General features: G+C 71.8%; 20 protein-coding genes. 11 read left to right on the plus strand and 9 right to left on the minus strand.

What is annotated here, in order from left to right; genetic code table 11:
• Positions 1–15: 15 nt before the first annotated feature.
• The 7 genes from FXF65_RS16785 to FXF65_RS16815 all read right to left on the minus strand — a co-directional run bounded on the left by FXF65_RS16785 (position 16) and on the right by FXF65_RS16815 (position 8288).
• On the minus strand, positions 16–1119 hold the full coding sequence (locus FXF65_RS16785; protein ID WP_148350892.1) for an ABC transporter substrate-binding protein: 1104 nt from the start codon (positions 1117–1119) through the stop codon (positions 16–18).
• 61 nt (positions 1120–1180) lie between these two features.
• Positions 1181–2344 carry an acyl-CoA dehydrogenase family protein gene (locus tag FXF65_RS16790; protein WP_148350893.1) on the minus strand — a complete coding sequence of 388 codons (1164 nt, stop codon included), beginning with the start codon at positions 2342–2344 and terminating at the stop codon, positions 1181–1183.
• A complete protein-coding gene (locus FXF65_RS16795) occupies positions 2344–4488 on the minus strand; it encodes an acetate--CoA ligase family protein (protein ID WP_148350894.1) in 2145 nt (714 codons plus the stop codon). Before FXF65_RS16795 ends, FXF65_RS16790 begins: the two co-directional genes overlap by 1 nt.
• The gene (locus FXF65_RS16800; protein ID WP_187412341.1) at positions 4488–5240 is read right to left on the minus strand and encodes an enoyl-CoA hydratase/isomerase family protein; all 753 of its coding nucleotides are present in this window, start codon (positions 5238–5240) and stop codon (positions 4488–4490) included. Before FXF65_RS16800 ends, FXF65_RS16795 begins: the two co-directional genes overlap by 1 nt.
• Before the next feature lie 116 nt (positions 5241–5356).
• Positions 5357–6520, minus strand: a complete 1164-nt coding sequence (locus FXF65_RS16805; protein ID WP_148350896.1) for an ABC transporter ATP-binding protein — start codon at positions 6518–6520, stop codon at positions 5357–5359.
• Positions 6517–7398 carry an ABC transporter permease gene (locus FXF65_RS16810; protein ID WP_187412342.1) on the minus strand — a complete coding sequence of 294 codons (882 nt, stop codon included), beginning with the start codon at positions 7396–7398 and terminating at the stop codon, positions 6517–6519. The genes FXF65_RS16805 and FXF65_RS16810 overlap by 4 nt, the downstream gene beginning before the upstream one ends.
• Entirely contained in the window at positions 7395–8288 is an 894-nt protein-coding gene (locus FXF65_RS16815) for an ABC transporter permease (RefSeq protein WP_148350898.1), read from the minus strand. The genes FXF65_RS16810 and FXF65_RS16815 overlap by 4 nt, the downstream gene beginning before the upstream one ends.
• A gap of 341 nt (positions 8289–8629) precedes the next feature.
• Between FXF65_RS16815 and FXF65_RS16820 the strand changes: the two genes are divergently transcribed.
• The 11 genes from FXF65_RS16820 (at position 8630) to FXF65_RS16870 (ending at position 22563) form a co-directional block, all read left to right on the plus strand.
• The gene (locus FXF65_RS16820; protein WP_148350899.1) at positions 8630–9889 is read left to right on the plus strand and encodes a PucR family transcriptional regulator; all 1260 of its coding nucleotides are present in this window, start codon (positions 8630–8632) and stop codon (positions 9887–9889) included.
• Between the two features lie 141 nt (positions 9890–10030).
• A complete protein-coding gene (locus FXF65_RS16825) occupies positions 10031–11464 on the plus strand; it encodes an aldehyde dehydrogenase family protein (RefSeq protein WP_148350900.1) in 1434 nt (477 codons plus the stop codon).
• The gene (locus tag FXF65_RS16830) at positions 11461–13122 is read left to right on the plus strand and encodes a thiamine pyrophosphate-binding protein (protein WP_148350901.1); all 1662 of its coding nucleotides are present in this window, start codon (positions 11461–11463) and stop codon (positions 13120–13122) included. The genes FXF65_RS16825 and FXF65_RS16830 overlap by 4 nt, the downstream gene beginning before the upstream one ends.
• Positions 13123–13194: 72 nt before the next feature.
• Positions 13195–13824: a PadR family transcriptional regulator gene (locus FXF65_RS16835; protein WP_148350902.1), complete on the plus strand. Its 630-nt coding sequence runs from the start codon at positions 13195–13197 to the stop codon at positions 13822–13824.
• A 52-nt stretch (positions 13825–13876) separates the two neighbouring features.
• Positions 13877–15511, plus strand: a complete 1635-nt coding sequence (locus tag FXF65_RS16840; RefSeq protein ID WP_148350903.1) for a urocanate hydratase — start codon at positions 13877–13879, stop codon at positions 15509–15511.
• Positions 15508–16665 carry a CaiB/BaiF CoA transferase family protein gene (locus FXF65_RS16845; protein WP_148350904.1) on the plus strand — a complete coding sequence of 386 codons (1158 nt, stop codon included), beginning with the start codon at positions 15508–15510 and terminating at the stop codon, positions 16663–16665. Before FXF65_RS16840 ends, FXF65_RS16845 begins: the two co-directional genes overlap by 4 nt.
• On the plus strand, positions 16665–17774 hold the full coding sequence (locus FXF65_RS16850; RefSeq protein ID WP_148350905.1) for a GDSL-type esterase/lipase family protein: 1110 nt from the start codon (positions 16665–16667) through the stop codon (positions 17772–17774). Before FXF65_RS16845 ends, FXF65_RS16850 begins: the two co-directional genes overlap by 1 nt.
• Before the next feature lie 141 nt (positions 17775–17915).
• Positions 17916–19136 (plus strand): M20 family metallopeptidase, encoded by a 1221-nt coding sequence (locus FXF65_RS16855; protein WP_148350906.1) that lies wholly within the window; start codon positions 17916–17918, stop codon positions 19134–19136.
• Positions 19129–20418: a M20/M25/M40 family metallo-hydrolase gene (locus tag FXF65_RS16860; protein ID WP_148350907.1), complete on the plus strand. Its 1290-nt coding sequence runs from the start codon at positions 19129–19131 to the stop codon at positions 20416–20418. The genes FXF65_RS16855 and FXF65_RS16860 overlap by 8 nt, the downstream gene beginning before the upstream one ends.
• Entirely contained in the window at positions 20415–21890 is a 1476-nt protein-coding gene (locus FXF65_RS16865) for a flavin-containing monooxygenase (protein ID WP_148350908.1), read from the plus strand. The genes FXF65_RS16860 and FXF65_RS16865 overlap by 4 nt, the downstream gene beginning before the upstream one ends.
• A 4-nt stretch (positions 21891–21894) precedes the next feature.
• On the plus strand, positions 21895–22563 hold the full coding sequence (locus tag FXF65_RS16870; RefSeq protein ID WP_148350909.1) for a carboxymuconolactone decarboxylase family protein: 669 nt from the start codon (positions 21895–21897) through the stop codon (positions 22561–22563).
• A gap of 51 nt (positions 22564–22614) precedes the next feature.
• Here FXF65_RS16870 and FXF65_RS16875 read toward each other — a convergent pair whose 3' ends face one another.
• Complete coding sequence (locus FXF65_RS16875; protein WP_187412343.1) at positions 22615–24918, minus strand: outer membrane protein assembly factor BamB family protein; 2304 nt, start codon at positions 24916–24918, stop codon at positions 22615–22617.
• Between the two features lie 279 nt (positions 24919–25197).
• The gene (locus FXF65_RS16880) at positions 25198–25521 is read right to left on the minus strand and encodes a hypothetical protein (protein ID WP_148350911.1); all 324 of its coding nucleotides are present in this window, start codon (positions 25519–25521) and stop codon (positions 25198–25200) included.
• Positions 25522–25677: the final 156 nt, after the last annotated feature.

Below are 25677 nucleotides of genomic sequence, written 5' to 3' on the forward strand. Positions count from 1 at the left end.
TTCGTGCGGCGCCGGTCAGGACTTCGAGAACTCCTGGAAGCGCTTGAGCACGGTGTCGCGGTTCTTGCCCCACCATTCGGCGTCCTGGAGGAACTGCACCTCCACGTTCTGCGGGTGGGAGGGCAGCGTCTTCGCGAATTCCTTGTCCATCAGGTCGAGCGCCTTGGCGTTCGACGGGCCGTTCGGGTACTTGCTCCAGACGCTCGCCTGGATGTCCGGACGGACGGAGAACTCCATCAGCTTGAAGGCGTTCTCCTTGTTCGGCGCGCCCTTCACGACCGACCAGGCGGCCAACTGGAACATGCCGCCGTTCCACGTGAAGTCGAGCGGCGCGCCCTTCTGCTTCAGCTCGCCGATGCGGCCGGAGAAGATGCTCGACGCGCCGACCTGCTTGCTGACCAGCATCTGGCCCGGCTGGGCGCCGGACGTCCACCACTGCGGGACGTGCGACTTGAGCTTGTCGAAACTGCGGAACGCGCGGTCGACGTCGATCGGGTAGACCGACTTCATGTCGACGCCGTCCGCGAGGACCGCGAACTCCATGTCCGGCGGGACGCCGTTGTCGGCGCCGCGCAGCGAACGCCGACCCGGGAACTTCTCGGTGTCCCAGAAGTCGGCCCAGCTCTCCAGCTTCTTCCCGCTGCCGACCACCGACGTGTTCCACGCCAGGACGATCGAGAAGAGGTAGTAGGTGAGCCAGTTCGGGTCGACGTAGGACTTGTCGACGCCCGGGATGTTGAGCAGTTTGTCGGGCAGCGTCTCGAAGTACTTGCGCCCGATCGGCAGGACGGTGCTCGGGCCGCCCGCGATGAGGTCCCATTCGATGTTGCCGGTCTCGACCATCGCCTTGATCTTGGCGGGCGTCGGCGGCCCGGCGACGACGACCTCGATGCCGGTCTCCTTGCTGAACGGTTCGAAGATGTACTTCTTCTCCGCCTCGACGAGCGCGCCGCCCCAGTCGGCGACGACGACCTTCTTGCTGCCGCCGCCCCCGCCGCCGGAGCCGCCGCAGGCGGACAGCAGCGGCGCGGCGGCGATGCCGCCGGCGAGCAGGGCGCCGCCGCGCAGCAGGTTCCTGCGGGACAGTGCGGGACTGTGCGAGGTGCCGGGAATGTTCATGATTCGTTCCTTCGTTGGGGCGCGGAATCAGGGGTGGGTGGTGACCTGGCCGAGGCGGGAGTCAGCGGAACATTCCTCGTTTGAGCAGGTTGCGGGCGATGATGATGCGCTGGATCTCGGAGGTGCCCTCCCAGATCCGCTCGATCCTGGCGTTGCGGTAGGCGCGCTCGACGTACGTCTCGTTCATGTAGCCGGTGCCGCCGAAGATCTGCAGGACGCGGTCCGCGACCCGGCCGAGCGCCTCGCTGGCGAAGAGCTTCGCCGTGGACGCCTTGGCGTGCACCGTCTTCGGCGGCTGCCCCTGGTCGGCCGCCCACGCCGCCTCGTACGTCATGAGCCGGGAGGCGTGCAGGTCCGTCGCGCAGTCGGCCAGCATGAACTGGATCGCCTGGTAGTCCGCGATGGGCCGGCCGAACTGGACGCGCTGCTTCGACCACTCCAGCCCGTCGTCGATCAGCCGGGCCATCGGGCCGAGGCAGCGCGCGGCGGTCATGATCCGTCCGGCGCTGAGCGCGCCGTGGCCGAGGCTGAACCCGCGTCCCGGCTCGCCGAGCACGTTCGCGGCCGGGACGGCGCAGTCGTCGAAGACCAGCTCCGCCTGCCGGTAGCCGCGGTGTCCCATCGTCTTGTGAAGCTGCCCGACGCCGAACCCGGGCGTGCCCTTCTCGACCAGGAACGCGGTGATGCGGTCCTGCTCGCGGTCGGGGTGGGTGAGCGCGAAGACGATCGCGAAGTCGGCCGTGTCGCCGTGGCTGATGAACCGCTTCCGCCCGTTGATCACCCACGAGCCGTCGTCGCGGAGCGCGGCCCGGGTGCGGATCGCGGCGGCGTCCGACCCGGTGTCCGGCTCGGTCAGCGCGAAGCACCACTGGATGTCGCCGCGCACACACGGGATCAGGAACCGCTCGCGCTGCTCCTCGTCGCACGCCAGCATGACGCTCGGCGTCGTCGGCACGCATTCGGCGACGCCGCCGAGCGCGCGGAACAGCTCCTCCGTCACGAGGACCTGGCCGAGGACGTCCATCCCTCCCCCGCCGACGTCCTCGGGCATGCCCATCGAGTTCAGCCCGATGGCGAGCGCGCGTTCCCGGATGCGCCGTTCGACGTCCTCCGGGAGCGCGTCGTGCTCCTCCACGTAGTCCTCGTGCGGGATGAGCTCGGTCTCGGTGAACCTGCGGACCGTCTCGCGGAACTCGACGAGATGGTCCGGAATCGCGAAGTCCATCAGTCCGCTCCTCCTTTCCTTGCCGGGTCCGCGACGATGAGCGCGTCCAGCGCGAGGCAGCCCTCGCCCTTCGGACGGCACAGCAGCGGGTTGACGTCGATCTCGGCGATCTCGGGATGGTCGGAGAGCAGGCGTCCGACGCGGAGGGCCGCGTCCGCGAGCGCCTCCACGTCGGCGGGCGGGCTGCCCCGGTGGCCGCCGAGCAGGGCGTTCACGCGGAGCCGCGACAGGGCGGCGTGGACGTCGTCGCGGCCGAACGGCCAGAGCAGGCCCGCCGCGTCGTCCAGCAGCTCGGTCAGGACGCCGCCCGCGCCGAGCACGACCAGCGACCCGGCCGCGTCGTTGCGGCCGCCGACGATCAGCTCGACGCCCGGCCCCGCCATCCGCTCCACGAGCATGCCGGGCGGCGGGCCGCCGTCGCGGCCGTCGAGCGCGGCGGCGGCGCGGCGCATGATCTTGTGGAACGCCTCCCGCACCGCCGCGGCGTCGGCGAGCCCGACCTCCACGCCGCCGATGTCGGACTTGTGCGCGACGCCCGGGGCGTGGAGCTTGCCGACCACCGGGTAGCCGAGCCGGTCCGCGATCGCCACGGCCGAATCGGCGTCGGACGCGACCTCGCCGCCCGGCGACGCCACCCCGTACAGGGTCAGCAGCCGCTTCGACTCGGTCTCGGTCAGAGCGCCCGTCCGTCCGTCCAGCAGCTCGGCGGCGCTCCGCCGCGTGGCCGAATCGGTCGGGTCCGCCTCCTCCGCGCGGACGGACGGGCGCGGCATTCCGGCGAGCGCGATCGCGCGCAGCGCGGGGCGCGCCCCCGCGAGCAGCACCACCCCGTTCCGGCGCGCCAGCTCACCCAGCTCAGGGGTGACGTCGGTGGTCATCGTCAGCAGCACGACCGGGACGTCCAGCTCCGCCGCCGCGTCGCCCGCGCCGCCCATCATCTCGGGCCAGCCGAACTCGTCGAGGGGGTCGGAGTGCGTCGGGGCGTCGCCGGAGAACGCGACGACGTCGACCGCCGGGCACTCGCCCATCGCGCGGGCGGCGGCGTAGTAGGAGTCCCGGTCGCCCCACGCGGACGCGCCGAGGTCCATCGGGTTGCGCGGCCGCTGGTACGGCGGCACGGCGGCGGCCAGCGCGGACTCGGCGGCCTCGTCCAGGTCGGCGAGCCGGACGCCCGCCGCGTCCGCGACGTCGGCGGTCAGCCCGCACTCGCCGCCGGAGCTGGCGAAGAACCCGATCGCGTTTCCGCGCGGCCGGTTCGGGACGGCGAGCAGCGAGCACAGCGCGACCATCTCGTCCAGGTCGTCGACGCGGTACACGCCGGTCTGCCGGAACAGGGCCTCGTAGGAGGCGTCCCGACCGGCGAGCGTCCCGGTGTGCGCGACGGTCGCGGCCTCGCCGCCCGCCGACCGGCCCACCTTCAGGACGATCACCGCGACGTCTCGTTCCGCCGCCCGCTCCGCGAGGGCGCGGAACCGGGTGAGGTCCGCGAGCCCCTCCATGACGAGGCAGACGACGCGGACGCCGGGGTCGGTGAGGAAGTACTCCAGGCAGTCCGCCAGGTCCAGCACCGCCTGGTTCCCCGCTGACACCGCGTAGCCGACGGCGGGGAGGCGTCCGGACAGCATCGTCGTCAGCGCCATGTTCCCGCTCTGCGCCGCGAGCGCCACCGTCCCGTCCGCGCCCGCGTGGACGTAGGGCATCTCGATGCCCCACAGCGCGGCGCGTCCCCGGTAGCTGACGGTCCCCAGGCAGTTCGGGCCGATCAGCGGGAGGCGTCCCTCGGCGGCGGCGACCAACTCGGCCTGGAGGGCGCGGCCCGCGTCGTCGCGCTCGGCGAACCCGGCGCCGTAGACGACCATCGAGCCCGCGCCGACCCGCGCGGCCTCCGCCGCGAGCGCCGGGACGCCCGCCGCCGGGATCGCCGCCGCCACCGCGTCCGGAGCCTCCGGCAGGTCGCCCAGCGACGGGTACGCGCGGACGCCGCCGACCTCCGTCCGGCCGGGGTTGACGACGTAGAGCCGTCCCTCGAACCCGACCCCGCGCATGTTCCGCAGGATCCGCAGCCCGTACCCGCCCTTGGGCGACGCCCCGACCACCACCACACTCTGGGGCCGGAACAGGCGGTCGAGCGGATGCCCGTTCATCAGCGGCCCTTGAAGACGGGACGGCGCTTCTCGACGGCGGCGCGGAGGCCCTCGGCCATGTCCTCGGTGTGGACGCAGGCGTGGCCGCCGCGCTGCTCGTTGCGGAGCGCCTCCTCGATCCCGATGGTGTGCCCCATCCGGATGTTCTGCTTCGCGATGCCGATCGCCACGGTCGGACCGGCGGCGAACACCGCCGCCTGCTCCAGCGCGCGGTCCATCAGCTTCTCCGGCGGGACGACCTCGCTCACCACGCCGATCCGCAGCGCCTCGTCCGCGTCGATGATGCGGCCGGTGTAGATCAGCTCGGCGGCGCGGGCCTCCCCGACGACGCGCGGCAGCAGGTAGGAGCCGCCCGCGTCCGGGCAGATGCCGCGCTGCGCGTAGACCTGGCCGAACCGGGCCGCCGCCGACGCGATCCGCATGTCGGCGGTGAGCGCGATGTCGAACCCGGACCCGGCGGCGACGCCGTTCACCGCCGCGACCACCGGCTTCGGCAGCCAGTAGAGGCGCGCGATCGTCCGGTGCATCTTCGCGGGCCAGGACTCCTCGTCGGCGTCGGCGCGGGCCGCCCACTCCTTGACGTCCGCGCCGGAGCAGAAGCCCCGTCCCGCCCCGGTGACCACCACGGCCCGGACGGCCGGGTCCTTGCCCGCCCGCATGATCACCCGGTCCAGCTCGTCGATGTCCCGGTTGGAGATCGCGTTGAGCCGGTCCGGACGGTTCAGCGTCAGCACACCGACGTCGCCGTCCATGTGCCACGTACAGCACGTGAGTGCCGGTGAATCCATTGGTCGCCCTTCCGTGCTAGCAGGCATGCCGAAGAGAGGTCGTGGCGGGAGGCGGTATCGAGAGAGATCGAGAGGTGTCGTCAGTCGACGCGGGGGAGGAAGCGGCAGTCGTCCGGGCCCCAGCTCAGCCAGTGCGGCGAGCCGACCTCGAAGTCGGCGCGCAGTTCCGCGGGCACCATCGCCTCCAGTTCGGCGCCCTCGGCGGTGCGCAGGTGCACCTCGATCTGCGGGCCGAGGTAGACGTGCGCCGCGACCGTGCAGCGCGCCGCGTTGCGGTCGGCCGCGTCCGGGCGCTCCGCGGAGATCCGCAGCCGCTCCGGACGGATCATGAACTCGGCGTCGTCGGCGGTCGAGCAGTCGTTGCCCGCCTCGACCAGGACCCGCCCGTCCACCCCGGACACCTCCAGGACGGTGCGCGCCCCCTTCTCCACCCGCCGCGCGGGCAGGCAGATCGACTTGCCGAGGAACTTCGCGACGAACGAGTTGACCGGCGCCTCGTACAGCTCGTGCGGCGGCGCGGTCTGCTGGAGGACGCCCCGGTGCATGACGCCGATCCGGTCGGAGAGGGCGAGCGCCTCGTCCTGGTCGTGGGTGACGTACAGGACGGTCGCGCCGATCCGCTGCTGGAGCGCCTTCAACTCGAGCCGCATGTGGTCGCGGAGGTTGCGGTCGAGGGCGCCGAGCGGCTCGTCCATCAGCAGGACGCTCGGGTCGAACACGAACGCGCGGGCGAGCGCGACGCGCTGCTGCTGCCCGCCGGAGAGCTGCCGCGGGTAGCGGTCCCGGAACTCGGTGAGCTGCGTCATCGTGAGGACGCGGTCGATCTCGCGGGCCGCGTCCGCCTTCTTCATCCGCCGCATCTTCAGCGGGAACGCGATGTTCTGCGCGACGGTCATGTGCGGGAACAGCGCGTAGTTCTGGAAGACGAGGCCGATGTTGCGCTTCTCGGGGACGTCGTCGGTGACGGCCCGTCCGGCGAGGTAGACCTCTCCGGCGGTGGCCGACTCCAGGCCCGCGAGGATGCGCAGGCTCGTCGTCTTGCCCGACCCGGACGGCCCGAGCAGCGTCACGAACTCGCCCTTGCGGATCGCGAGGTTGAAGTCGTGGACGGCCAGCGCGTCCCCGTACCACTTGTGGATCCCGGAGAACACCACCTGGTCTTCGGCGGCGGCGGGCGGGTCCGGCCTCGCCGGGCGCTCGTCGGTCACCGGCGCGCCGACGCCGGCGCTTGCTTGCTCGCTCATCGGCGCTCCCGCCGTTCACGGAGGATCTTGATCAACTCGGACAGGAGGAACAGCCCGACGCAGACGGCGATGAGGATCGTCCCGGCGACCGCGAGCGTGGGCGTGAGGTCGTAGCGCACGCTGTCCCACAGCTTGCGCGGCAGCGTGACCGAACCGGTGCCGGACACGAAGAGGATGATGACCGCCTCGTCGAAGGCGATGACGAACGCGAACAGCGCGCCCGCGGAGATGGCCGACGTCAGCGACGGCAGCGTGATCCGCAGCAGGGTCTTCGGCAGCGAGGCGCCGAGCGTCCGCGCCGCGTTCTCCAACTCGGAGTCGAACTGCTGGAGCGCGCTCGACACCGCCACGAGGACGTACGGGACGCCCATCACCGAGTACGCGACCGCGATCACCTGCCAGTGCCCGATCACGCGGAAGTCGGCGAACGTGAAGTAGTAGCTCATCGCCAGCACGATGATCGGGATGACCAGCGGCGAGTACATCAGCGCGAACACGAGGCCCTTGCCGCGCGCCGGGCTGCGGGCGAGGCCCCAGGCCGCCGCCGTCCCGACGACGGTCGCGATCGCCGCCGCCAGCAGCGCGATCCGCGCGCTGAGCAGCGTCGCGTCCACCCACGCGGAGTCGGCGAAGAACTCCCGGTAGTGGGTCAGCGACCAGCCCTCCAGCGGGAACGACAGGTAGTCGACGCTGTTGAAGGACTCCAGGACGACGATCAGGATCGGGATCACCAGGAACGCGAGGATCAGCGCGACGAGGCCGCGCAGCGCCCAGCCGAGCGCGCGTTCCGCCCTGGTCGCGGGGCTCCGCTTCCCGCGCCGCCTCCCCGGCGGAGGCTTCGGGCGCGCTGGCGCCGGGGTGATCAGGTCGGCGGTCACAGCGTCACCAGCCCCTTCACCTTGGTGAGCCGCCGCACGATCATGGTCAGTGCGGTGGCCAGGATCAACAGCAGGGTGGCGAGCGTCGCGGCCATCCCCCAGTCGAAGTTCACCTGGACGGCCTCCGCGATCACCACCGCGATCGTGCTCTGCTTCGGCCCGCCGACCAGCGCGGGCGTCACGTAGAAGCCGAGCGCGATGACGAACACCAGCATCCCGCTGCTCACGATCGCCGGGACGGCCAGCGGCAGGTACACGTGCGCGAACGCGCGGACCGGCCCGGCGCCGAGGGACCGCGCGGCGCGCGGCAGCGAGGCGTCGATCTGGTCCAGCGTCCCCTTGATGATGAGAATGGGGAACGGCAGCAGAATGTGCGTCATCGCGATGATCACGGCGCTCTCGCTGTAGAGCATGCCCTGCCCGTCACCGGTCAGCGGTTCCAGGATCTTCGTCACCAGGCCGTTGTCGCCGAGCAGGACGATCCACGCGAACGAGCGCACGAGAATGCTCGTCCAGAACGGAATGACGACGAGAAGCACGAGGAATCGCGCTTTTCGTTTCGACGTCCGGGCGAGGAAATACGCCACCGGGAATCCGAGCAGAACGGTCAGCACCGCGACTTCGGCGGACATCCGGACGGTGATCCAGAGGACGTGCCACATCGTGCGGTCGGTCGCCGCCTCGGTGAAATTCCCGAATCCGGCCGTCGGCTCGGTGACGCTTTTCAGCAGCATCGCGCCGACCGGATAGGCGTAGACGATCGCCATGAACGCGACCGGCAGGCCGAGCGCCGCGGTGACGAATCCCGGCCGCCGGGCCCGCCGCCGCGCCGCCGGCGGGCGGATGTCAGCGGCGGGTGGCGGACGCTTCGCCGAGGTCTGCGCCGTCACGATTCACCGTCCCTCCGTTCCGGGGCGCCCTCGAAGGGCGGGTTGCCGTGCCGGGCCGTCGCGGCCCGTGCCGTTGTCGACACAGTGAACGTTTACGGTCTGCCATATGTCATGGGGGCAGGGTCACAAAAGTCCCTGGGGGTGCCTGTGTGGGGCACACAGTTGCCCAGGAATCGGACGCCTCCGAAGGGCCCGCCGAACTACCGCTTGCCTGGCCGGAGCGGCGCGCGGGGCCCGGCGCAACACCGTTGACGTGGGCCGAAATAGCGTGATACACCTCCACGGACCTGGGTCAGGACCGTGACGCGTGTCTCCCTGACCCCGGTCCGGGGAAGGTGATCATGGCATCATCCGACACGTCCGCGGCGCTCGCCGGCCACCTGTCGGCCGTTGCCCGCGATCTGAGGTCGGCGTCCACCGCCATCGCGAACGAGTTCGTCCGGCAGTACGTGAGCACGACCGAAACCGGCACCGTGGACCGCCAGGCGCCCGTCGAGGCGTTCGAGATGGCGGTGCGCGTGATCGAGCTGTGCGGCGACGGGCTCGCCGGCGGCGGCGCGGTGCCCGAACTGCCGACCGGCCGCGGCGCGCGGGTCGCGTTGCAGGGCAGGTCCGTGGCCGAGGCGGTCGAGTGGCTGCGGCTGCTGGAGCGCGTCCTCACCGACCACGTGCTGGCGCACACCGAGTCCGGCATGGACGAGATCCGCATCGTCCTCGGACGCCTCGGCGAGCTGTTCGACGTGCTGTGCACGCACGAGCTGGAGGCGTTCACCAGCACCTACAACGAGCTGGCGGGCTGGCAGGCGCGGGTCAGCACCGACCTGCTGAGCTGCCTGATCGCGGGCCCGGCGGTCGACGCGAGCACGGTCAACGACCAGGCCAGGATGCTCAACATCAACCCGCACCAGCCGTTCCGCGCGGTCGCCGCCTACCACGATCCGGCGCCGACGGCGCAGCAGTGGATGCGGGTCCGCCGCCGGGTCATGGAGGCGCTGTGGAAGCACGACCCGCGCCGCGAGATCCTGATCCGCGAGCGGCGCGGCGTGCTGCTGGCACTGGTGCCGACCGACCGTCCGGGCCCCGGCCTGGTGCCCCTGCTGGGCGAGATGCTCGACGGCGAGCCGGGCCGGTCGCTGTTCGTGTCGGCGGGCGAGCCGGGCGCGACGCTGTCGGCCGCCGGGCACAGCTGCCGGCAGGCGCTGTCCGCGCTGGAGATCAGCATCTACCGCGACCAGCGCGGCCAGGTCACGCAGTGCACCGACGTGATCCTCGAAGTCCTGCTCGCGCACAACCGGTGGGTGTCCAAGCGGCTCATCGAGACGCGCATCGGGCAGCTCGTCGAGAAACCGCACCTGCTCGACACGCTCCGCGTCTACATCGCCTGCGATATGGCGTTGCAGCGGACGGCGGAAGAACTCGTCGTCCATCCGAACACGGTCGCCTATCGGCTGCGCCAGATCGCCACGCTGACCGGACGGGATATGCGCCGCATCACCGACATCGGGGATCTCAATGTCGCGCTGATGGCGTTCGACGCCGTCCAGATGCGGCGCGACCGGGAAGAGGCGCGCACCGATCTGCGCGCCCGGCTGTTCGCCTGACGGTTCGGGGCGCTGTGTCCCGAACATAATGCCCGGTGGATTTCTTTGGTGGTCCGGCCTGAACAGTTTCGCGGTGGATGATTCTAGGCTTCGAGCCGATCGCGCAGAACTCGATCGCGCAGGACTGGTGAGCGGAGCGACATGGACCACCGTGCGGACACATACATCGACGGAGAATGGGTCGAGAGCAATGGCGAGGACGTCATCGCCGTCATCGATCCCTCCACCGGGCAGTGCGTCGCCACGGTCCGCGAGTCGTCGACCGCGGACATGGACCGGGCGGTGGCGGCGGCGTCCCGGGCCCGGACGGTGCTGCGCGGGATGCCGCCCGGCGAGCGGGCCGCGCTGCTGGAGCGGGTCGCCGACGAGATCGAGGCCCGGCTCGGCGGCCTCGCGGAGCTGATCTCCAGCGAGATGGGGATGCCGCGCAAGCACGCCCCCGACTACCAGGTGCGGACCGCGATCGGAACGTTCCGCAACACCGCGCGGGCCGTCGCGGACGTGGCGTTCACGGCCGAGACGGCGGGCTCGACGGTGCTGCGCGAGCCGGTCGGCGTGGTCGCGGCGATGACGCCGTGGAACTTCCCGCTGCTCCAGACCGCCGCGAAGATCGGCCCGGCGCTCGCCGCGGGCTGCCCGGTGGTGCTGAAGCCGAGCGAGGTCGCGCCGCTGGACGCGTTCGTCCTCGCCGAGGCGATGGCGGCGGCGGGCGCCCCGCCCGGCGCGTTCAACCTGGTCTTCGGCAACGGGATGCACGTCGGCGAGTACCTCGCCCGGCACCCCGGCACGTCGATGGTGTCGCTGACCGGCTCGACCCGCGCGGGACGCCGGGTCGCCGAGGTCGCGGCCGAGTCCGTCAAGCGGGTGACGCTGGAGCTCGGCGGCAAGTCCGCCGCCGTGGCGCTGCCCGGCGGGGACCTCGCCGGGGCGGTCGAGAAGAGTGTGCGGACCGTCCTGATCAACAGTGGTCAGACGTGCACGGCGCTGTCCCGGCTGCTCGTCCCGTTCCAGTCGCTGCCGGAGGCCGAGGAGCTGGTCGCGGCGGCGATGGCGAAGTACCGGGTGGGGCTCTCCGACGACCCGGACGCCGACGTCGGCCCGCTGGCCAGCGCGAACCAGCGGCACCGGGTGACCGACCACGTCGAGCGCGCCCTCGTCGACGGCGCCCGGACGATCTGGTCCCACCCCGACTCCGACCTCCCCCAGGGCGGGTACTTCGCGTCCCCCGCCGCGTTCACCGTCACGGACCCGCGCATCGCGCTCGCCCAGCAGGAGGTGTTCGGCCCGATCCTGGCCGTGATCCCCTACGTGGACGAGGACGAGGCCGTCGCGATCGCCAACGGCACCCAGTACGGCCTGGCCGGGGCGGTGTGGGGCGTGGACGACGAGCACGCCCTCCGGTTCGCGGCGCGGATGGAGGCGGGCAGCATCCAGATCAACGGCGCCCCGTTCGACGGCCTCGCGCCGTTCGGCGGCTACAAGCAGTCCGGGTACGGCCGGGAACTGGGCGCGTACGGGATCGCGCAGTTCACCGAGCTGAAGGCGATCCAGCGCCCGGCGGGGAGCGGACGATGACCAGCCCCGAGAAGCCGACACGCAATGGCGGAGACCTGGTCGCGGAGGCGCTGGCGGCGCTGGACGCGGAGGTCGTGTTCGGGGTGGCGAGCGTCCACAACCTGCCGATCCTGGACGCGGTCCGGCGGCGGGGCGGGGCGCGGTTCGTGGCCGTCCGGCACGAGCAGGCGGCGGTGCACGCGGCCGACGGGTTCTCCCGCGTCACCGGACGGCTCGGCGTCGCGCTCGCCTCGACCGGCCCCGGCACGGCCAACACGATGGGCGGCCTGTTCGAGGCGCAGTTCGCGGGCTCCCGCGTGCTGCTGATCACCGGTCAGATCGAGTCCGGCTACCTGGGGCGCTCCAAGGGCTACCTGCACGAGGCCGACCAGCAGCAGGCGATGTTGCGGACGTTGACCCGGGAGACGTGGTCGGTGCGCCGCGCCGAGGACGTCGGCGACGCGGTCGTCGCGGCCGGACGCGCGGCGGGCGCCGGATGGCCGCGTCCGACCGCCGTGGAGATCCCGGTGAACCTCCAGTACGCGGAGGTGCCGGAGGCGCTGACCGTCCCGGAGCCCGCGCCGCCAGTGCCGGGCGTGCCGCCCGGGGACCGGCTGCGCGCGGCGGCGGACCTGCTGGCGGACGCGCGCCGCCCGCTCATCTGGGCGGGCGGCGGCGTGCTGAGCGCGGGCGCCTGGCCGGAGCTGCGCCGCCTGGTCGAACGGCTGGAGATCCCGGTGGTGACGTCCGTCCAGGGACGCGGCGCGCTGCCCGAGGACCATCCGCTCTGCCTCGGCGCGCTGGTCACGACGCCGCCGCTGCGCGGGACGGTCGAGAGCGCCGACGTCGTCCTCGCGGTCGGCGCGCGGTTCCAGATGTACACGACCGACGCCTGGACACTGCGCCTCACCGACCGGCTGATCCACGCCGACGCCGACGCGAGCGTGTTCGGCCGCACCTACCCGCCCGCCGTCGCGCTGCACGGCGACGCCCGCGAAACACTCCGCGCCCTGGACGGACTCGTCGCGACGAGCGCCGCCGACGCGGACTGGGGCCCGTCCGCCCGGCGGGCCGCGGCCGCCGCGCGGGACGCGGCCCTGGAGACGCTCGGCCCCGACCACCGGGCGGTGATGGCCTCGATACGGCGGCATCTGCCGCGCGCGGGCGCGGTCGTCCGCGACTCGACGGTCCCCGCCTACGCCTGGGGCGACCGGCTGCTGCCGGTCCTCGCGCCGCGCACGTCGCTGCACCCGGCGTCCGCCGCGATCGGTCCGGGCCTGCCGCTCGCGCTCGGCGCGGCGGTCGGGACCGGGGAGCGCGCCGTGGTCATCCACGGGGACGGCGGCATCATGCTGTCGATCGGCGAGCTGGCGACCCTCGCGCAGGAGGACGCGCCCGTCACCGTCTGCGTGTTCAACGACCGCGGTTACGGGGTGCTGCGCGACGTCCAGGAGGCCACCTTCGGCGGCGACCGGCACGACGTCGACCTGCACACCCCCGACTTCGTCGCGCTCGCGGCGGCGATGGGCGTGCCCGGCGAGAAGGTCGCGTCGGCGGACGGCTTCGACCGCGCGTTCGCCCGTTCCGCCGAGGGCTCCGGGCCGTACCTGATCGAGGTCGACCTGACCGCGCTCGCGCCGATGAAGCGGCGCGCGGGCCGCCAGCGCCTGCTGAGCTGAGAGACTCCGTGTCGCGACTCGGGAGCGGGGCGGGCTCGTCAACCGTCCAGAATAGATGGTACGGTTTGCACTATGGTTCGCCTCTCGTCCAGCTCCTATCTCGTGCTGGGGTTGATCGGACTGCGCGGTCCGAGCTCGTCCTACCAGCTCGAACGCGCGGTCGAACGCTCGATCGGGCACTTCTGGCCCTTCCCGCACAGCCAGCTCTACGTCGAGCCGCGGCGGCTCGCGGAGGCCGGGCTGCTGGACGAGTCCGCCGAGACCGAGGGGCGCCGCCGCCGCACGTACTCGCTGACCGAGCGCGGGCGCGAGGCGCTGCGCGAGTGGCTGAACGACCCCGACACCGAGGTCTTCCAGGTCCGCAACGAGGCCGAGCTGAAGCTGTTCTTCAGCGAGCTGGGCGACGAGGGGACCGTGGAGCGGCTGGCCGAGTCGCAGATCCGCAGCCACCGCGACCGGCTGGCCGAGTTCCACAAGACGCTGGAACGGCTGTCGGACGTCCCCGACCTGGAGAAGCGGGTCGTCCCGCTGGTCCTCGGCGTGCGGATCGAGGAGGCGTGCCTGTCCTTCTGGCGGGACGTCCGCGACAACGGCGTGCGCGATGTCCTCGCCCGCGCCGGAGTGACACGGCCCGGCAACGAACAGCTCCCCGACGAAACGTCCGAACCACCCGGTGGCCGTGCGGGGCGTCACCCGGGCTGAGTCAGCCACCCCGTGAACGGCGGTCCGCATAGCGGACGGGAAGGGGACTTCAATGGCCATCACCACCTCCGAGATCGGGAGCCAGGGGCTGCGCTGCCGGGGGCCGCGGCAGGAGACGCTGCTGCGGATGCTGGAGAACACGCTGAGCCACGCCGAGCGGCCGGACGACCTGATCGTCTACGCCGGGCTCGCGAAGGCGGCGCGCGACCACGCCGCGCTGGAGAAGATCGTCCGGGCGCTGACCGAGATGGAGGAGCACGAGACGCTCGTCATCCAGTCCGGCAAGCCGATCGGCGTGTTCCCGACCGGGACGCGGGCGCCGCTCGTCCTGATGGCGAACAGCAACCTCGTCGGCCGCTGGGCCACCAGCGAGCACTTCTACGAGCTGGAGAAGCGCGGCCTCATCGCGTGGGGCGGCTACACGGCGGGCGACTGGCAGTACATCGGGTCGCAGGGCATCGTCCAGGGCACGTACCAGACGCTCGTAGCCGTCGCCGACGAGCACTTCGACGGCGACCTCGCCGGACGCCTTATGGTGACCGCCGGGCTCGGCGGGATGGGCGGCGCGCAGCCGCTCGCGACCGTGATGGCGGGCGGCGTCGCGCTGTGCGTCGAGGTCGACGCCGACCGGATCAAGCGCCGCGTCGACAGCGGCTACCTGGAGCGCGGCACCGAGTCCCTCGACGAGGCCCTGACCTGGACGCGGGAGGCGATGGACGCGAAGCGGCCCGCCTCGATCGGGCTGCTCGGCAACGCGGCCGAGGTGCTGCCCGCGCTGCGCGAGCGCGGCCTCGTCCCGGACATCGTCACCGACCAGACCGCCGCGCACGACCTGCGGTACGGGTACGTGCCGGTCGGGATGTCGCCGTCCGAGGCGGTCGACCTGCGCGACGGCGACCCGGAGGAGCTGGCCCGCCGCGCCCGCGCGTCCATCGCGACGCACGTGGAGTGCATGCTCGCCTGGCAGGACGCGGGCTCGGTGGTCTTCGAGTACGGCAACAACCTGCGGGCGCAGGCCGCCGAGAACGGCGTCGACGCGTTCCGCATCCCGATCTTCGTGGAACGCTACATCCGGCCGCTGTTCTGCCGCGGGCTCGGCCCGTTCCGGTGGGTCGCGACGTCCGGCGAGCAGGCCGACATCGACTTCATCGACGACCTGGTCATGCGGGAGTTCCCGGACAACCCGCTCGCCCAGCGGTGGATCCCGATCGCGCGCGAGTTCGTCCGGCAGGCGGGGCTGCCGTCGCGGATCTCGTGGCTGGCGCACGGCGAGCGGGCGAAGCTCGCGCTGCTGGTCAACGAGGCGGTGCGGAGCGGCGAGCTGCGCGGCCCGGTCGCCTTCACCCGCGACCACCTCGACCCGGGCGGGGTGTCGCAGCCGCTCCGCGAGACCGAGAACATGCCGGACGGCTCCGACGCCGTGTCCGACTGGCCGCTGCTGAACGCGCTGCTCAACGCCGGTTCGGGCGCCGACCTCGTGGCGATCCACGCGGGCGGCGGCGGGTACGCGGGCTACATGCAGAGCGCAGGCGTGACGCTGATCGCGGACGGCACCACCGCCGCCGACGACCGGATCACCGCCGCGCTCACCGCCGACACCGGCATCGGGATCATGCGGTACGCCGACGCGGGCTACGAGACGGCGGCCGACGCCGTCCACGCCAGCGGCCTCCGGTGGTTCGGATGACCGCGCTGGACGGTGTCCGCGTCCTCGACATGAGCCGCGTCCTCGCGGGGCCGCTGTGCGGACGGATCCTCGCCGACCTCGGCGCGGAGGTCATCAAGGTCGAGTCCCCGGCGGGCGACGACGCGCGCCTGTTCGGCCCGTTCACGGACGCGGGCGACAGTACGTTCCACCGCCTGCTGAACCGCGGCAAGTTCGGCATCACGCTCGACCTCAAGGACCCGGCCGACCGGGAGCGGTTCGCCCAACTCGTGGCCCGCTCGGACGTCCTCATCGAGAACTTCCGGCCCGGCGTCCTCGACCGGCTCGGCTTCCCGCCCGACGAGCTGCTCCGCCTCAACCCGCGCCTGGTCGCCGTCGCCATCAGCGGTTTCGGCCGGACGGGGCCGCTCGCGGACCGTCCCGCCTACGACCTGATCGTGCAGGCGATGTCCGGGCTGATGTCGGTGACCGGGCCGGACGGCGGGCCGGGCGTGCGCGTCGGGATCAGCGTCGGCGACGTCGTCCCGGCCCTGTACGCGGCGGTCGCCGTGTTGTCCGCGTTGCACCAGCGCGGGGAGAGCGGAGGCGGGCAGCACATCGACGTGTCCATGTTCGACGGGCTCGTCTCCGTCCTGGAGTCGGTCGCGATGCGGGCGCTGCACACCGACGAGGAGATCAGCCCGAGCGGCGGGCACCACGCGATCAGCGCCCCGTACGGGACGTTCGCCGTCAAGGACGGCACGATCACCATCGCCGTCGCCAGCGACGCGCTGTTCGCGCGGCTCGCGGACGTCCTCGACCGGCCCGGCTGGCTCGCGGACGACCGCTACGCCAGCGACGCCGAGCGCGGCCGGAACCGGGTCGCGCTCCAGCACGAGATCGAGGCGGCGCTCGCCGACGTGACCCACGAGGAGGCGCTCGAAAGGCTCGCCGCGGCGGGCGTGCCGTGCGGGCCGGTCCTCGGCGTCCGGGAGGCGTTGTCGCATCCGCACACGCTGGCCCGCGGCCTGGTCGTGGACGAGCCGGACGGCTTCCGCACGCTCGCGGGCGGCGTCCGCACAACGGGGACCGTGGGTGAGTTCCGGCCCGCGCCCGCGCCCGGCGAACACGACCATCTGCTGGCGCGCTGGCTCGCGGAGGAGCCGCGCGCCGCCGTCCGGGAGGGGTCGCCGTGATGTCCGTACCGCACAAGATCGACCTCCTGGACGGCCCGGTCACGATCGCTGGCGCGCTCGATGTCGAGCACACCGACACGGGCCTGATCCCCCGGCGGCTTCCCGCGTGGACGCGGCCGCAGCTCACCGACTCCTACATGCGGCTGATGGTGCCGCGCCCGGCCGGGGTCCGGCTCGTGTTCCGCACGGACGCGGAGGTCGTGGAGCTGGACGTCTTCGTCACGCGCTACCGCAATGCCTACCACCAGCTCTTCCCGGTCACGTTCGACGCGGTGATCGGCGGGAACCGGATCCTGTCGGTCCCGGTCACGCGCGGCGACCTCGGCGTCGTCCGCGCGGGCCAGGTCGTGGAGACGGTGCCGGGCGAAGCGGAGACGATCCGGTTCGACGGGCTCGGCCCGTCCTGGAAGGACATCGAGATCTGGCTACCGCAGGCCGCCCTCGTGGAATTGCGGGAACTGCGCGCCGATGGGGACGTCGCACCTGGTGAACTCCCGTCCCGCAAATGGATTCACTACGGAAGTTCGATCAGCCATTGCGCGGAGGCGGGCGGCCCGACCGATGCCTGGCCCGCATGGGTGGCACGGCGCGCCGGGCTCGACCTGACCTGCCTCGCGTTCGCCGGGAACTGCCATCTCGACCCGTTCGTCGCCCGGACGATCCGCGACCTGCCCGCCGACGTCATCACCCTGAAACTCGGCATCAACGTGCAGAACCTCGATTCGCTGAAGGAGCGCACTTTCCTCCCGGTGTTGCACGGGTTTCTCGACACCGTCCGGGACGGCCATCCCGACACGCGGCTGCTCGTCGTCTCGCCGATCGTCTGCCCGACCGCCGAGGACCGGGCCGGGCCGTGCGTCCAGAACGGGACCGGCCGCTACGTCGCGACCGGCGCCACGTCCGGGGGCCTCAGCCTGCACCGGATCCGGACGCTGCTCGAAGAGGTCGTCGCCGTCCGCGCCGACCCGAACCTGACCTACCTCGACGGACGATCACTGCTCGGCCCGGACGACGCGGCCGACCTCTACGACGGCCTCCATCCGAACGCGGCCGGATACCGCCGCCTCGGCGAACGCTTTCACGACCTGGTGTTCAAGAACCCGCGATAGGCGCCTGTGCGCGCCCCATAGCCGCACCCGGAATTCTTTGGTGCGGCGCCCCGAAGACGTCCGAGAGAAACAATCCTAGGCTCGACAAGAATCGCCTGGAACGCACCAATCCAGCCGCGCCTCGACCGGAGAACGAACGCCATGGCACCCGTAGTGACGGACGATCACGCGGCACACGTGATCGACATCATCGACCGGAACGAGTCGGAGATCATCGCCTTTCTGCGCGATTTCATCCGCATTCCCAGCGTGTGGGGCGACGGCCCGAACCTGACCGCCGCCGCCGAGCACCTCGCCGCCGCGCTCACCGACGCGGGCGTCGCCGCGGAGCTGCCCGGCTCCGGCACGGACGGCATGCCGAACGTCCTCGCCCGCGCGGCCGGAGCGGCGGCGCCGGGCGAGGCGCTCATCTTCAACGGCCACATGGAGGTCTACCCGCCGTCGGAGTCGTGGCGGCGCGACCCGTTCGGCGGCGACGTCGACGACGGGCAGATCTACGGCGTCGGCGTCGCGGACATGAAGGCCGGGACCGCCGCCATGACCATGGCCACGGTCATGCTGGCGAGGTCCGGCGTGCCGCTGCCGAGGGACGTCGTGGTGCTCGCCGTCCCGAACCACTTCGAGGGCGGCGAGGGGACGCGGCAGGCGATCCGGGACGGCCTGCGCGGCGCGTACGCGATCAACTGCGAGCCGAGCGAGCTGCGCGTCCTCACCGGTCAGCGCGGCATCGCCTACGTCACGGTGACCGTGACGGGCCGGGCCGCGCACACGACCGCGCTGGACATCGGCGTGAACGCGGTCGCGCGGGCGGCCGAGGTGATCCGCGAGGTGCTGGCGATGCCGATCACCGACGCGCGCGGCGACGTCCTCGACGAGGTGAAGATCTGCAACGTCGCGCAGATCTCCGGCGGGGTCGCGCACAACCTCGTCCCGGAGAAGTGCGAGATCACGTTCGACTTCCGGTTCCCGGCCGAGCAGACGCAGGACGACGTGTTGCGCGACGTTCGCGCCGCCGTCGAGCGCGCCGTCGACCGGCTCGCGGAGTTCCCGGTGGACGTGTCGCTGGAGGCGACCTGCCTGAAGAACCCGCGCAGCTCGCTGCGGGTCCCGGACGGCGAGCGGCTCCTCGCCGACGTCGCCGCCGCGCACCGCCGCACCACCGGGCAGGACGCGCGGCACGGCTTCCACCAGGCGTGGCCGGACACCCCGATCTTCTGGGAGTCGGGCATCAGGGCCGTCACCTACGGGCCCGGCTCGATGGACTGCTACTGGGACGACGAGTCCGTGCCCGTCGCGGACTACCTCACCGCCGTCCGGACGTACGCGGTCGCCGCGCTCACCGTGGGGAACGGCGATGGCTGAGCCCACCCTCCCGCCGCCGGTCGAGGAGATCTGCTCGGACCTGATCAGGTTCGACACGAGCAACCCGGGCTCGTCCGAGCGGAAGGCGGCCGAGTACGTGGCCGCGCTCCTTTCTGAAACGGGGCTGGAACCGCAGATCATCGAGGCGGAGCCGGGACGCGGCAACGTCGTTGCGCGTGTTGCGGGCACCGATCCGAGCCTGCCCGCGCTGCTCATTCAAGGCCACCTGGACACCGTGCCGGCCGACGCCTCCGCCTGGACGCGCGACCCGCACGGCGGCGACATCGCGGACGGTTACGTCTGGGGACGCGGCGCCGTCGACATGAAGAACGCGGTGGCCATGACACTGGCCGCGGTCGGCGGCACGTTCGCCCGGGGCCGCCGACCGCGCCGGGACCTCGTCCTCGCGTTCCTCGCGGACGAGGAGACCGGCGGAAAACTCGGGGCGGGCCACCTGGTGGCCGAGCACGCCGACCTGTTCGAGGGCTGCGGCGCGGCGATCGGCGAGGTCGGCGGCTTCAACGTCCCGGTCCCTTCGGGCTCGCCCCTGTTCGTGGTGTCGGTCGCGGACAAGGGCCTGCGCTGGTACGAGGTGCGGGAGGAGGGCGTCGCCGGGCACGGCAGCATGCTGCCGCAGGACAACCCGATCCCCCGGCTGGCGGAGACGACGCTGCGGCTGCTGTCGTCCGAGCAGCCGTTCACGGTGACCGAGCCGATGCGCGTCCTCGCGGCCCGGATCGCCGGGCGCGAGGTCACCGACCCGGCCGAGGTCGCGGACGTGCTCGCGACGCGGACCGGCCCGTTCGGGCGGATGTTCGCCGCCGGCGTCCGCACCACGGTCAACGTCACGCGGGTCGGCGCGGGCTACAAGGAGAACGTGATCCCGGGCGAGGCGTGGGCGCGGTTCGACTGCCGGTTCGTCCCCGGGCACGAGGACGACCTGCACGAGCACATCACGTCGAGCGCCGGTGAGCGGGCCGAGGTGTCGCTGCTGCGGCGCAGCCCGCCGGTCCTCTCCGACCACGAGAGCGAATGGTTCGGACGGCTCGGCGAAGCGCTCGAAACGGTGAGCCCGGGATGCGCGGTGGCGCCGTTCGTGTTCAGCGGCGGCACCGACAACAAATGGTTCCGGACGCTGGGCATGGAGACGTACGGCTTCACGCCGATGCTGTTCCCGCCCGGCTATGACTATCCGGCGATGTTCCACGGGGTGGACGAGCGCTGCCCGGTGGACGCGCTGCGTTTCGGGGTGCGAGTGATGGAAAGTCTGATGTCCCTATGAGTCGGACAGGGAGCCGGAGCATCGGGCCCCGGGTCGCGATCGTGGGCTGCGGTTTCGGCGGTATCGCCGCCGCGGTGAAACTGAAGAAGAAGGGCGTCACCCGCTTCACCGTGTTCGAGCAGTCGGACGGTCCGGGCGGCACCTGGTGGGACAACCGCTATCCCGGCTGCGAGGTCGACATCGCCTCGCACGCCTATTCGTTCTCGTTCCTCACCTACGACTGGAGCCGCACCCACGCCGGGCAGGAGGAATTGCAGGAGTACGCGGAGCACGTCCTCGACCGGTTCGACGTGCGGCGGCACTGCCGGTTCGGCGTCCGCGTCGAGTCGGCGACGTGGGACGAGTCGGCGTCACGCTACGACGTGCGGCTCGGGGACGGAACGGTCGAGCGGTTCGACGTCGTGATCAGTTGCCTGGGGCTGCTGAGCCGTCCCCGCTATCCCGAATGGCCTGGCCTGGACGAGTTCGAGGGCCCGAAATTCCACACGGCCCGCTGGGAGAGCGAGCACGACCTGGCCGGGAAGCGGGTCGCGGTCGTCGGCACCGGCTCCACCGCGACGCAGATCGTCCCGGCGATCGCGGGCAAGGTTTCGCAGTTGTACGTCTTCCAGCGGCAGCCTGGGTGGATCCTGGCGAAGGGCGAACGCGACTTCACCGCGCGGGAACGGGCCATGTACCAGCGGTTCCCGATCCTCCAGAAGTTGCGGAGGCTGCGCCTGTTCTACCAGTTCAGGGTGATGTACAAGGGCTATGACCTGCACGGCAAGCGGCAGCAGGAGAATCTCCGTAAATGCCGCGAGTACATTCGGGAAACGATCAACGACCCGGCGCTCCGCGAGCGGCTCACCCCTGACTATCCTTGGGGATGCAAGCGGCCCGTGCTGGCGAGCGGTTTCTATCCGGCGCTGAACCGGCCGAACGTGGAACTCGTCCCGCACGCGGTGACGCGGATGACGCCGAAAGGCATCGTGGACGAGACCGGCACCGAACGCGAGATAGACGTCCTGGTCATGGCCACCGGATTCCACGCGACGAAATTTCTCGCCTCCATGGACGTGCGCGGCGTCGGCGGAATCTCCATCCACGACACATGGAAGGACGACCCGAAGGCGTTCATGGGCATCACCGTTCCCGGATACCCGAACTTCTTCATGCTGTACGGCCCGAACACCAACGGCGGTTTCTCCATCATCGCCCAGCTCGAACGGCAGGCCGAGGTCGCGGCGCGGACGGTGGCGCGAATGCGGCGCCGCGGGGTGCGCGCGGTCGACACCCGTCCGGAGGCGGCCGACCGCTGGGTGCGCTGGGTGGACGGCCAGCTCGTGAAACACGCCTCCGCGATGGGCGCGAACTGCACGAACTACTACCGGTCGGAGTCGGGGCGGAACGTCACCCAATGGCCGAAGCCGCACGGCGAGTACTACCTGCTGACGAAGGCGCTCCCCTTCGTCGGCTTCGTGGAGCGGCGCTGACCTGATGGACGTCAACCCGGAGGTCGACCCCGAATTCGAGGCCGCGGCCGCGAGACTGGCGGACGTCGCGTCGCGGCACCCGTCCTTCGACCCGAAGATCCGGGAACTGGTCGCGCTCGCCGTGAACGCGGCGGTGACGCATCTGCACGAGCCGGGAATCCGGCGGCATGTGCGCGGGGCGCTGGAGAACGGCGCGACGCGGGCGGAGATCCTGGAGACGTTCCAGCTCGTGTCGGTCCTCGGAATTCACGCGGCGAGCGTCGGTTTCCCGCTGTTGCATGACCTGCCGCTCCCGCCGGCCGACGTGGACCTGGACGAGATCCGGGCGGAGTTCGTCCGGCGGCGCGGCTACTGGGACACCGGCTGGGACGAGGTGCTGCGCCGCGCGCCCGGCTTCTTCGCCGCCTACCTGGACTTCTCGTCCGTCCCGTGGCGGCGCGGCGCGCTGGAGCCGAAGGTGAAGGAGCTGATCTACGTCGCGATCGACGTATCGGCGACGCACCTGTTCACCGAGGGGCTGCGGGTCCACATCGGGAACGCGGCCCGGCTCGGCGCGACGCCCGACGAGATCGTCGCGGTGCTGGAGATCGCCAGCGCGATCGGCGTCCAGACGTGGGACGTCGGCGTCCCGATCCTCCTCGAAGAGCTCGACAGGCTGGACGGCTCCCCCTGAGCGCCCCGCCGGGCGGACCGTCCGCGAACGGTCCGCCCGGCGGGCAGCCACCTACCGGTAGCGGTAGGAGTAGACCGACAGGCCCGCGCCCACGGCGACCCCGGCGCCGCCTCCGGTCGGCGCGACGTCGATGCCGTGGCCCTGCTGGAAGCGCGGGCTCGTGGCGAGGACGCGGCCGTCCAGCGACAGCACGTGGACCTTGGTGCGGTTGCGTCCGCCGCTCTCGCTGACCGCGATGACCGGGTCTCCCCCGGCCTGGGGCAACACGGTCAACGGCCCGGCGATCGCGGCCTCGGAGACGATCCGCGTGCGGAACGAGATCCGACCGGTGGCGGCGTCGAGGAGCGCGACCTCGCCCGCGTCGGTGGAGACGGCCACGCCCGACCGCTGCGGGACGAGCACGCCGAACCCGACCTTCGAGCCGAGGCCCGTCCGCCAGCGCGGCGCTCCGTCCGCGGCGGACACGGCGGCCACCGAGCCGCTGTTCGACCTGGACCCGTAGATGACGGCGCCGCCGGAGACGGTGAGCCAGTCGCGGATCTCGCCGTCCTCCTTCTTCCACCGGACGTCGCCGGACGGGGACAGCAGCGCGAACGTCCCCGGCGTGTCGGGCGGGTACGGCTTGCTGGCGAAGGCGATCTCGTCGAGGCCGTCCCCGTCGGCGTCGGCGGCGGCCAGCGCCCCGCCGGCCGAGCCGATCAGGTGCTCCCAGAGCGTCGCGCCGGTGCGGGCGTCGAACGCGGCCACCCCCGACGACCCGCCCCGCTGGAAGACCCCGATGATCGCCTTCGGCCCCGAGGCGGTGAGCTTCGCCGTGGTGAGCTCGAGGATATCGCCGTCCGCGCGGCCCGTCCACAGCTCGGCGCCGCGCCCGTCGTAGGCGCGGACGACGCCGCCGCCCTGCCCGCCCGCCCCGGCCGCGACGACGGCCGGTTCGTCCCGTCCGACGTCGGCGATCGCGACGTCACGGGCGGCGGCCTCGTCGTCGCCGCCCAGCCAGCGCCGCCACAGTTCCGTTCCCCGTTCGTCGGAGAGGACGACGTGGCCCTGGACGTCGGTGTGGGCGATGGCGTCCGTCCGGCCGATGCGCGCGGACGCGACGCCGGTGACCCAGCTGTGGCCGAGGTAGTCGAAGGCGGTCTCGCCGCTGTCGGCCCAGACGGCGTGGACGACGGCGTCGTCCGCCCCGGCGGTGGCGACGCGGCGTCCGTGCCAGGTCCCGACCGTGAAGTCATTGATGCGGCCGTAGACGGTGGACTGCCAGGTCCGGCGGTCGTCGGTTCGCTCCGGGTCGACGGCGACGAGCCGCGACACGCGGTTGGCGATCGAGACCGCCGCCAGGAGTTTCCCGCCCTTGCCGAGGTCGGCGGGCTCCAGCTTGGTGACCTGCCCTTCCATGGGCTGCGACCAGAGCCGCTTGCCCGCCGCGTCGAAGGCGACGACGTTGTCGTCGGCGGCGGCGTAGACCCGGCCGCCCTGGACGGCGACGGCGCCCACGGACCCTTCTCCCGCCTGGACGCGCCACAGCAGTTCACCGGTCGGCGAATAGGCCGCAACATGGCCTTGGTTGTCACCCGCCACGGTTTCGGCGAGCCCGTCTCCAGTGACGTCGCCCGTGACCATGAACGTGGTCTGCCCTCCGGGTTTCACCTCCCACAGCCGCTTTCCGTCACCGCTGTAGGCGAAAAGGTGACCGGTGCAATCGGGGCCGCCGCCGGGCCCGCAGTCGGACTCCGCGGCGAACACCACGCCCGGGTTCGTGCCCCGGCTCAATTGCGCGGCGGTCACCCAGCCGGGCGCGAAATCGCCGTCCGGGACGGTGGCCGTCCAGAGCGGACTGCCGTCGGCGGTGGAATAGGCGGTCGTCCCGTATTCGCCGACGATGGCCGGGGGCTTGCCCTCGCCCTGCGAGACGAGGCTCAGGCGGTCGCCGAACGTGTAGAGGAACGCGTCGTTGCGGCGCCAGACGATCCGTCCGGTCCGGCCGTCGAACCTGATCAGCTCGTTCTCCGAGGTGGACGTGATCAGGTCGGTGCGTCCGGTGGCGGGGTCGCGGAGCGGCTCCACGGCGGTGATCCACTGGTTGTCGCCGCCCTGGCCGCGCACGGCGAAGTCCCCCCAGTGGTAGGACCAGCGCGGCTTGTGCGTCTTGAGCGAGTTGTCGTCCAGGACGGCGAGCCCCCGCCCGCCGAGAACGACCTGATCGCCCGTGCCGCCCAGCGGGACCATCGCCATCGCGAAACCCTCGCCGAACCCTTCGTAGACGCCGACGTCGGTGAGCGCGGCGGCGGCGTCCGCACGCCCGACGGGCAATGCCGACGCGGCCAGCACGACCAGCGCGGCGCCCGTTCTCAACAATGTTGTCCTGCCTGCGAGAATCAAAACTCCTGCCCTTCCCTTCATGGCCGAGTCGCCTTGATCATGTACACGCTCGGAGCACAAAAGGAAGAACAAGACAAAATACTGCCCTTGCGCACCGACCATTCGGGCAGACAACTCTGGCCGACAGGGCAGCATTCGCCGCCAAGGGAATAGGCCGGACGAATAGAAAGCCCCCGGGACCCCGAGTGGGGGGTCCAGGTCCCGGGGGCGCTCACGCGGGAAGCACGGGGGCCACGCCTCCCGCATGAGAGTTCACCGCCCGCGCCCGGAGCCTCCCGCCAAGATCTCCATCACCACGCGAACCCCGACATGAAGCCGCCCGGCATCAGCCAGCCACCGCGTCTCACCACCCCAACCCGTCACGATCCACCACGCGCCGCGCTCCCGGTGGTAAGCGCAACCGACCAACAAAGATCCGCCGCCGTCCAGCCGCGCGACCCGCAGGGCCGGATATCCGCGATCTTCGGTGATGACGGCCGCCAGTCGCCTGTCGGGCGTCAGGAGTTCCTGCATCGTCCGGAGAATCGTCAGCCGCTCGGAATGCACGGGCGAAAGCACGTGCAGCACGTCCAACATCGCGGATGCGTCCGGCACATCCGGAACGTCCGGAATGCGGCGAGCCTGGACATCCGGAGAAGTCCGCGCCGTCCGATCATTTGCCCGAGTTCGACCAGATTTCCTTTCATGTAAACCCATGCCCGACACCGACTCCCAGGCCAGATGTTTGTTTCT

Origin of the sequence: Actinomadura syzygii (assembly GCF_008085905.1) — a bacterium.
Classification (GTDB): domain Bacteria; phylum Actinomycetota; class Actinomycetes; order Streptosporangiales; family Streptosporangiaceae; genus Spirillospora; species Spirillospora syzygii.

Coding starts and splice junctions, on each gene's coding strand:
- FXF65_RS16820 (WP_148350899.1), top strand. CDS start 8,630: ATGGCATCATCCGACACGTCCGCGGCGCTCGCCGGCCACCTGTCGGCC.
- FXF65_RS16825 (WP_148350900.1), top strand. CDS start 10,031: ATGGACCACCGTGCGGACACATACATCGACGGAGAATGGGTCGAGAGC.
- FXF65_RS16845 (WP_148350904.1), top strand. CDS start 15,508: ATGACCGCGCTGGACGGTGTCCGCGTCCTCGACATGAGCCGCGTCCTC.
- FXF65_RS16800 (WP_187412341.1), bottom strand. CDS start 5,240: ATGGACGGCGACGTCGGTGTGCTGACGCTGAACCGTCCGGACCGGCTC.
- FXF65_RS16795 (WP_148350894.1), bottom strand. CDS start 4,488: ATGAACGGGCATCCGCTCGACCGCCTGTTCCGGCCCCAGAGTGTGGTG.
- FXF65_RS16860 (WP_148350907.1), top strand. CDS start 19,129: ATGGCTGAGCCCACCCTCCCGCCGCCGGTCGAGGAGATCTGCTCGGAC.
- FXF65_RS16805 (WP_148350896.1), bottom strand. CDS start 6,520: ATGAGCGAGCAAGCAAGCGCCGGCGTCGGCGCGCCGGTGACCGACGAG.
- FXF65_RS16790 (WP_148350893.1), bottom strand. CDS start 2,344: ATGGACTTCGCGATTCCGGACCATCTCGTCGAGTTCCGCGAGACGGTC.
- FXF65_RS16855 (WP_148350906.1), top strand. CDS start 17,916: ATGGCACCCGTAGTGACGGACGATCACGCGGCACACGTGATCGACATC.
- FXF65_RS16785 (WP_148350892.1), bottom strand. CDS start 1,119: ATGAACATTCCCGGCACCTCGCACAGTCCCGCACTGTCCCGCAGGAAC.
- FXF65_RS16835 (WP_148350902.1), top strand. CDS start 13,195: ATGGTTCGCCTCTCGTCCAGCTCCTATCTCGTGCTGGGGTTGATCGGA.
- FXF65_RS16850 (WP_148350905.1), top strand. CDS start 16,665: ATGTCCGTACCGCACAAGATCGACCTCCTGGACGGCCCGGTCACGATC.
- FXF65_RS16865 (WP_148350908.1), top strand. CDS start 20,415: ATGAGTCGGACAGGGAGCCGGAGCATCGGGCCCCGGGTCGCGATCGTG.
- FXF65_RS16840 (WP_148350903.1), top strand. CDS start 13,877: ATGGCCATCACCACCTCCGAGATCGGGAGCCAGGGGCTGCGCTGCCGG.
- FXF65_RS16880 (WP_148350911.1), bottom strand. CDS start 25,521: ATGTTGGACGTGCTGCACGTGCTTTCGCCCGTGCATTCCGAGCGGCTG.
- FXF65_RS16870 (WP_148350909.1), top strand. CDS start 21,895: ATGGACGTCAACCCGGAGGTCGACCCCGAATTCGAGGCCGCGGCCGCG.
- FXF65_RS16830 (WP_148350901.1), top strand. CDS start 11,461: ATGACCAGCCCCGAGAAGCCGACACGCAATGGCGGAGACCTGGTCGCG.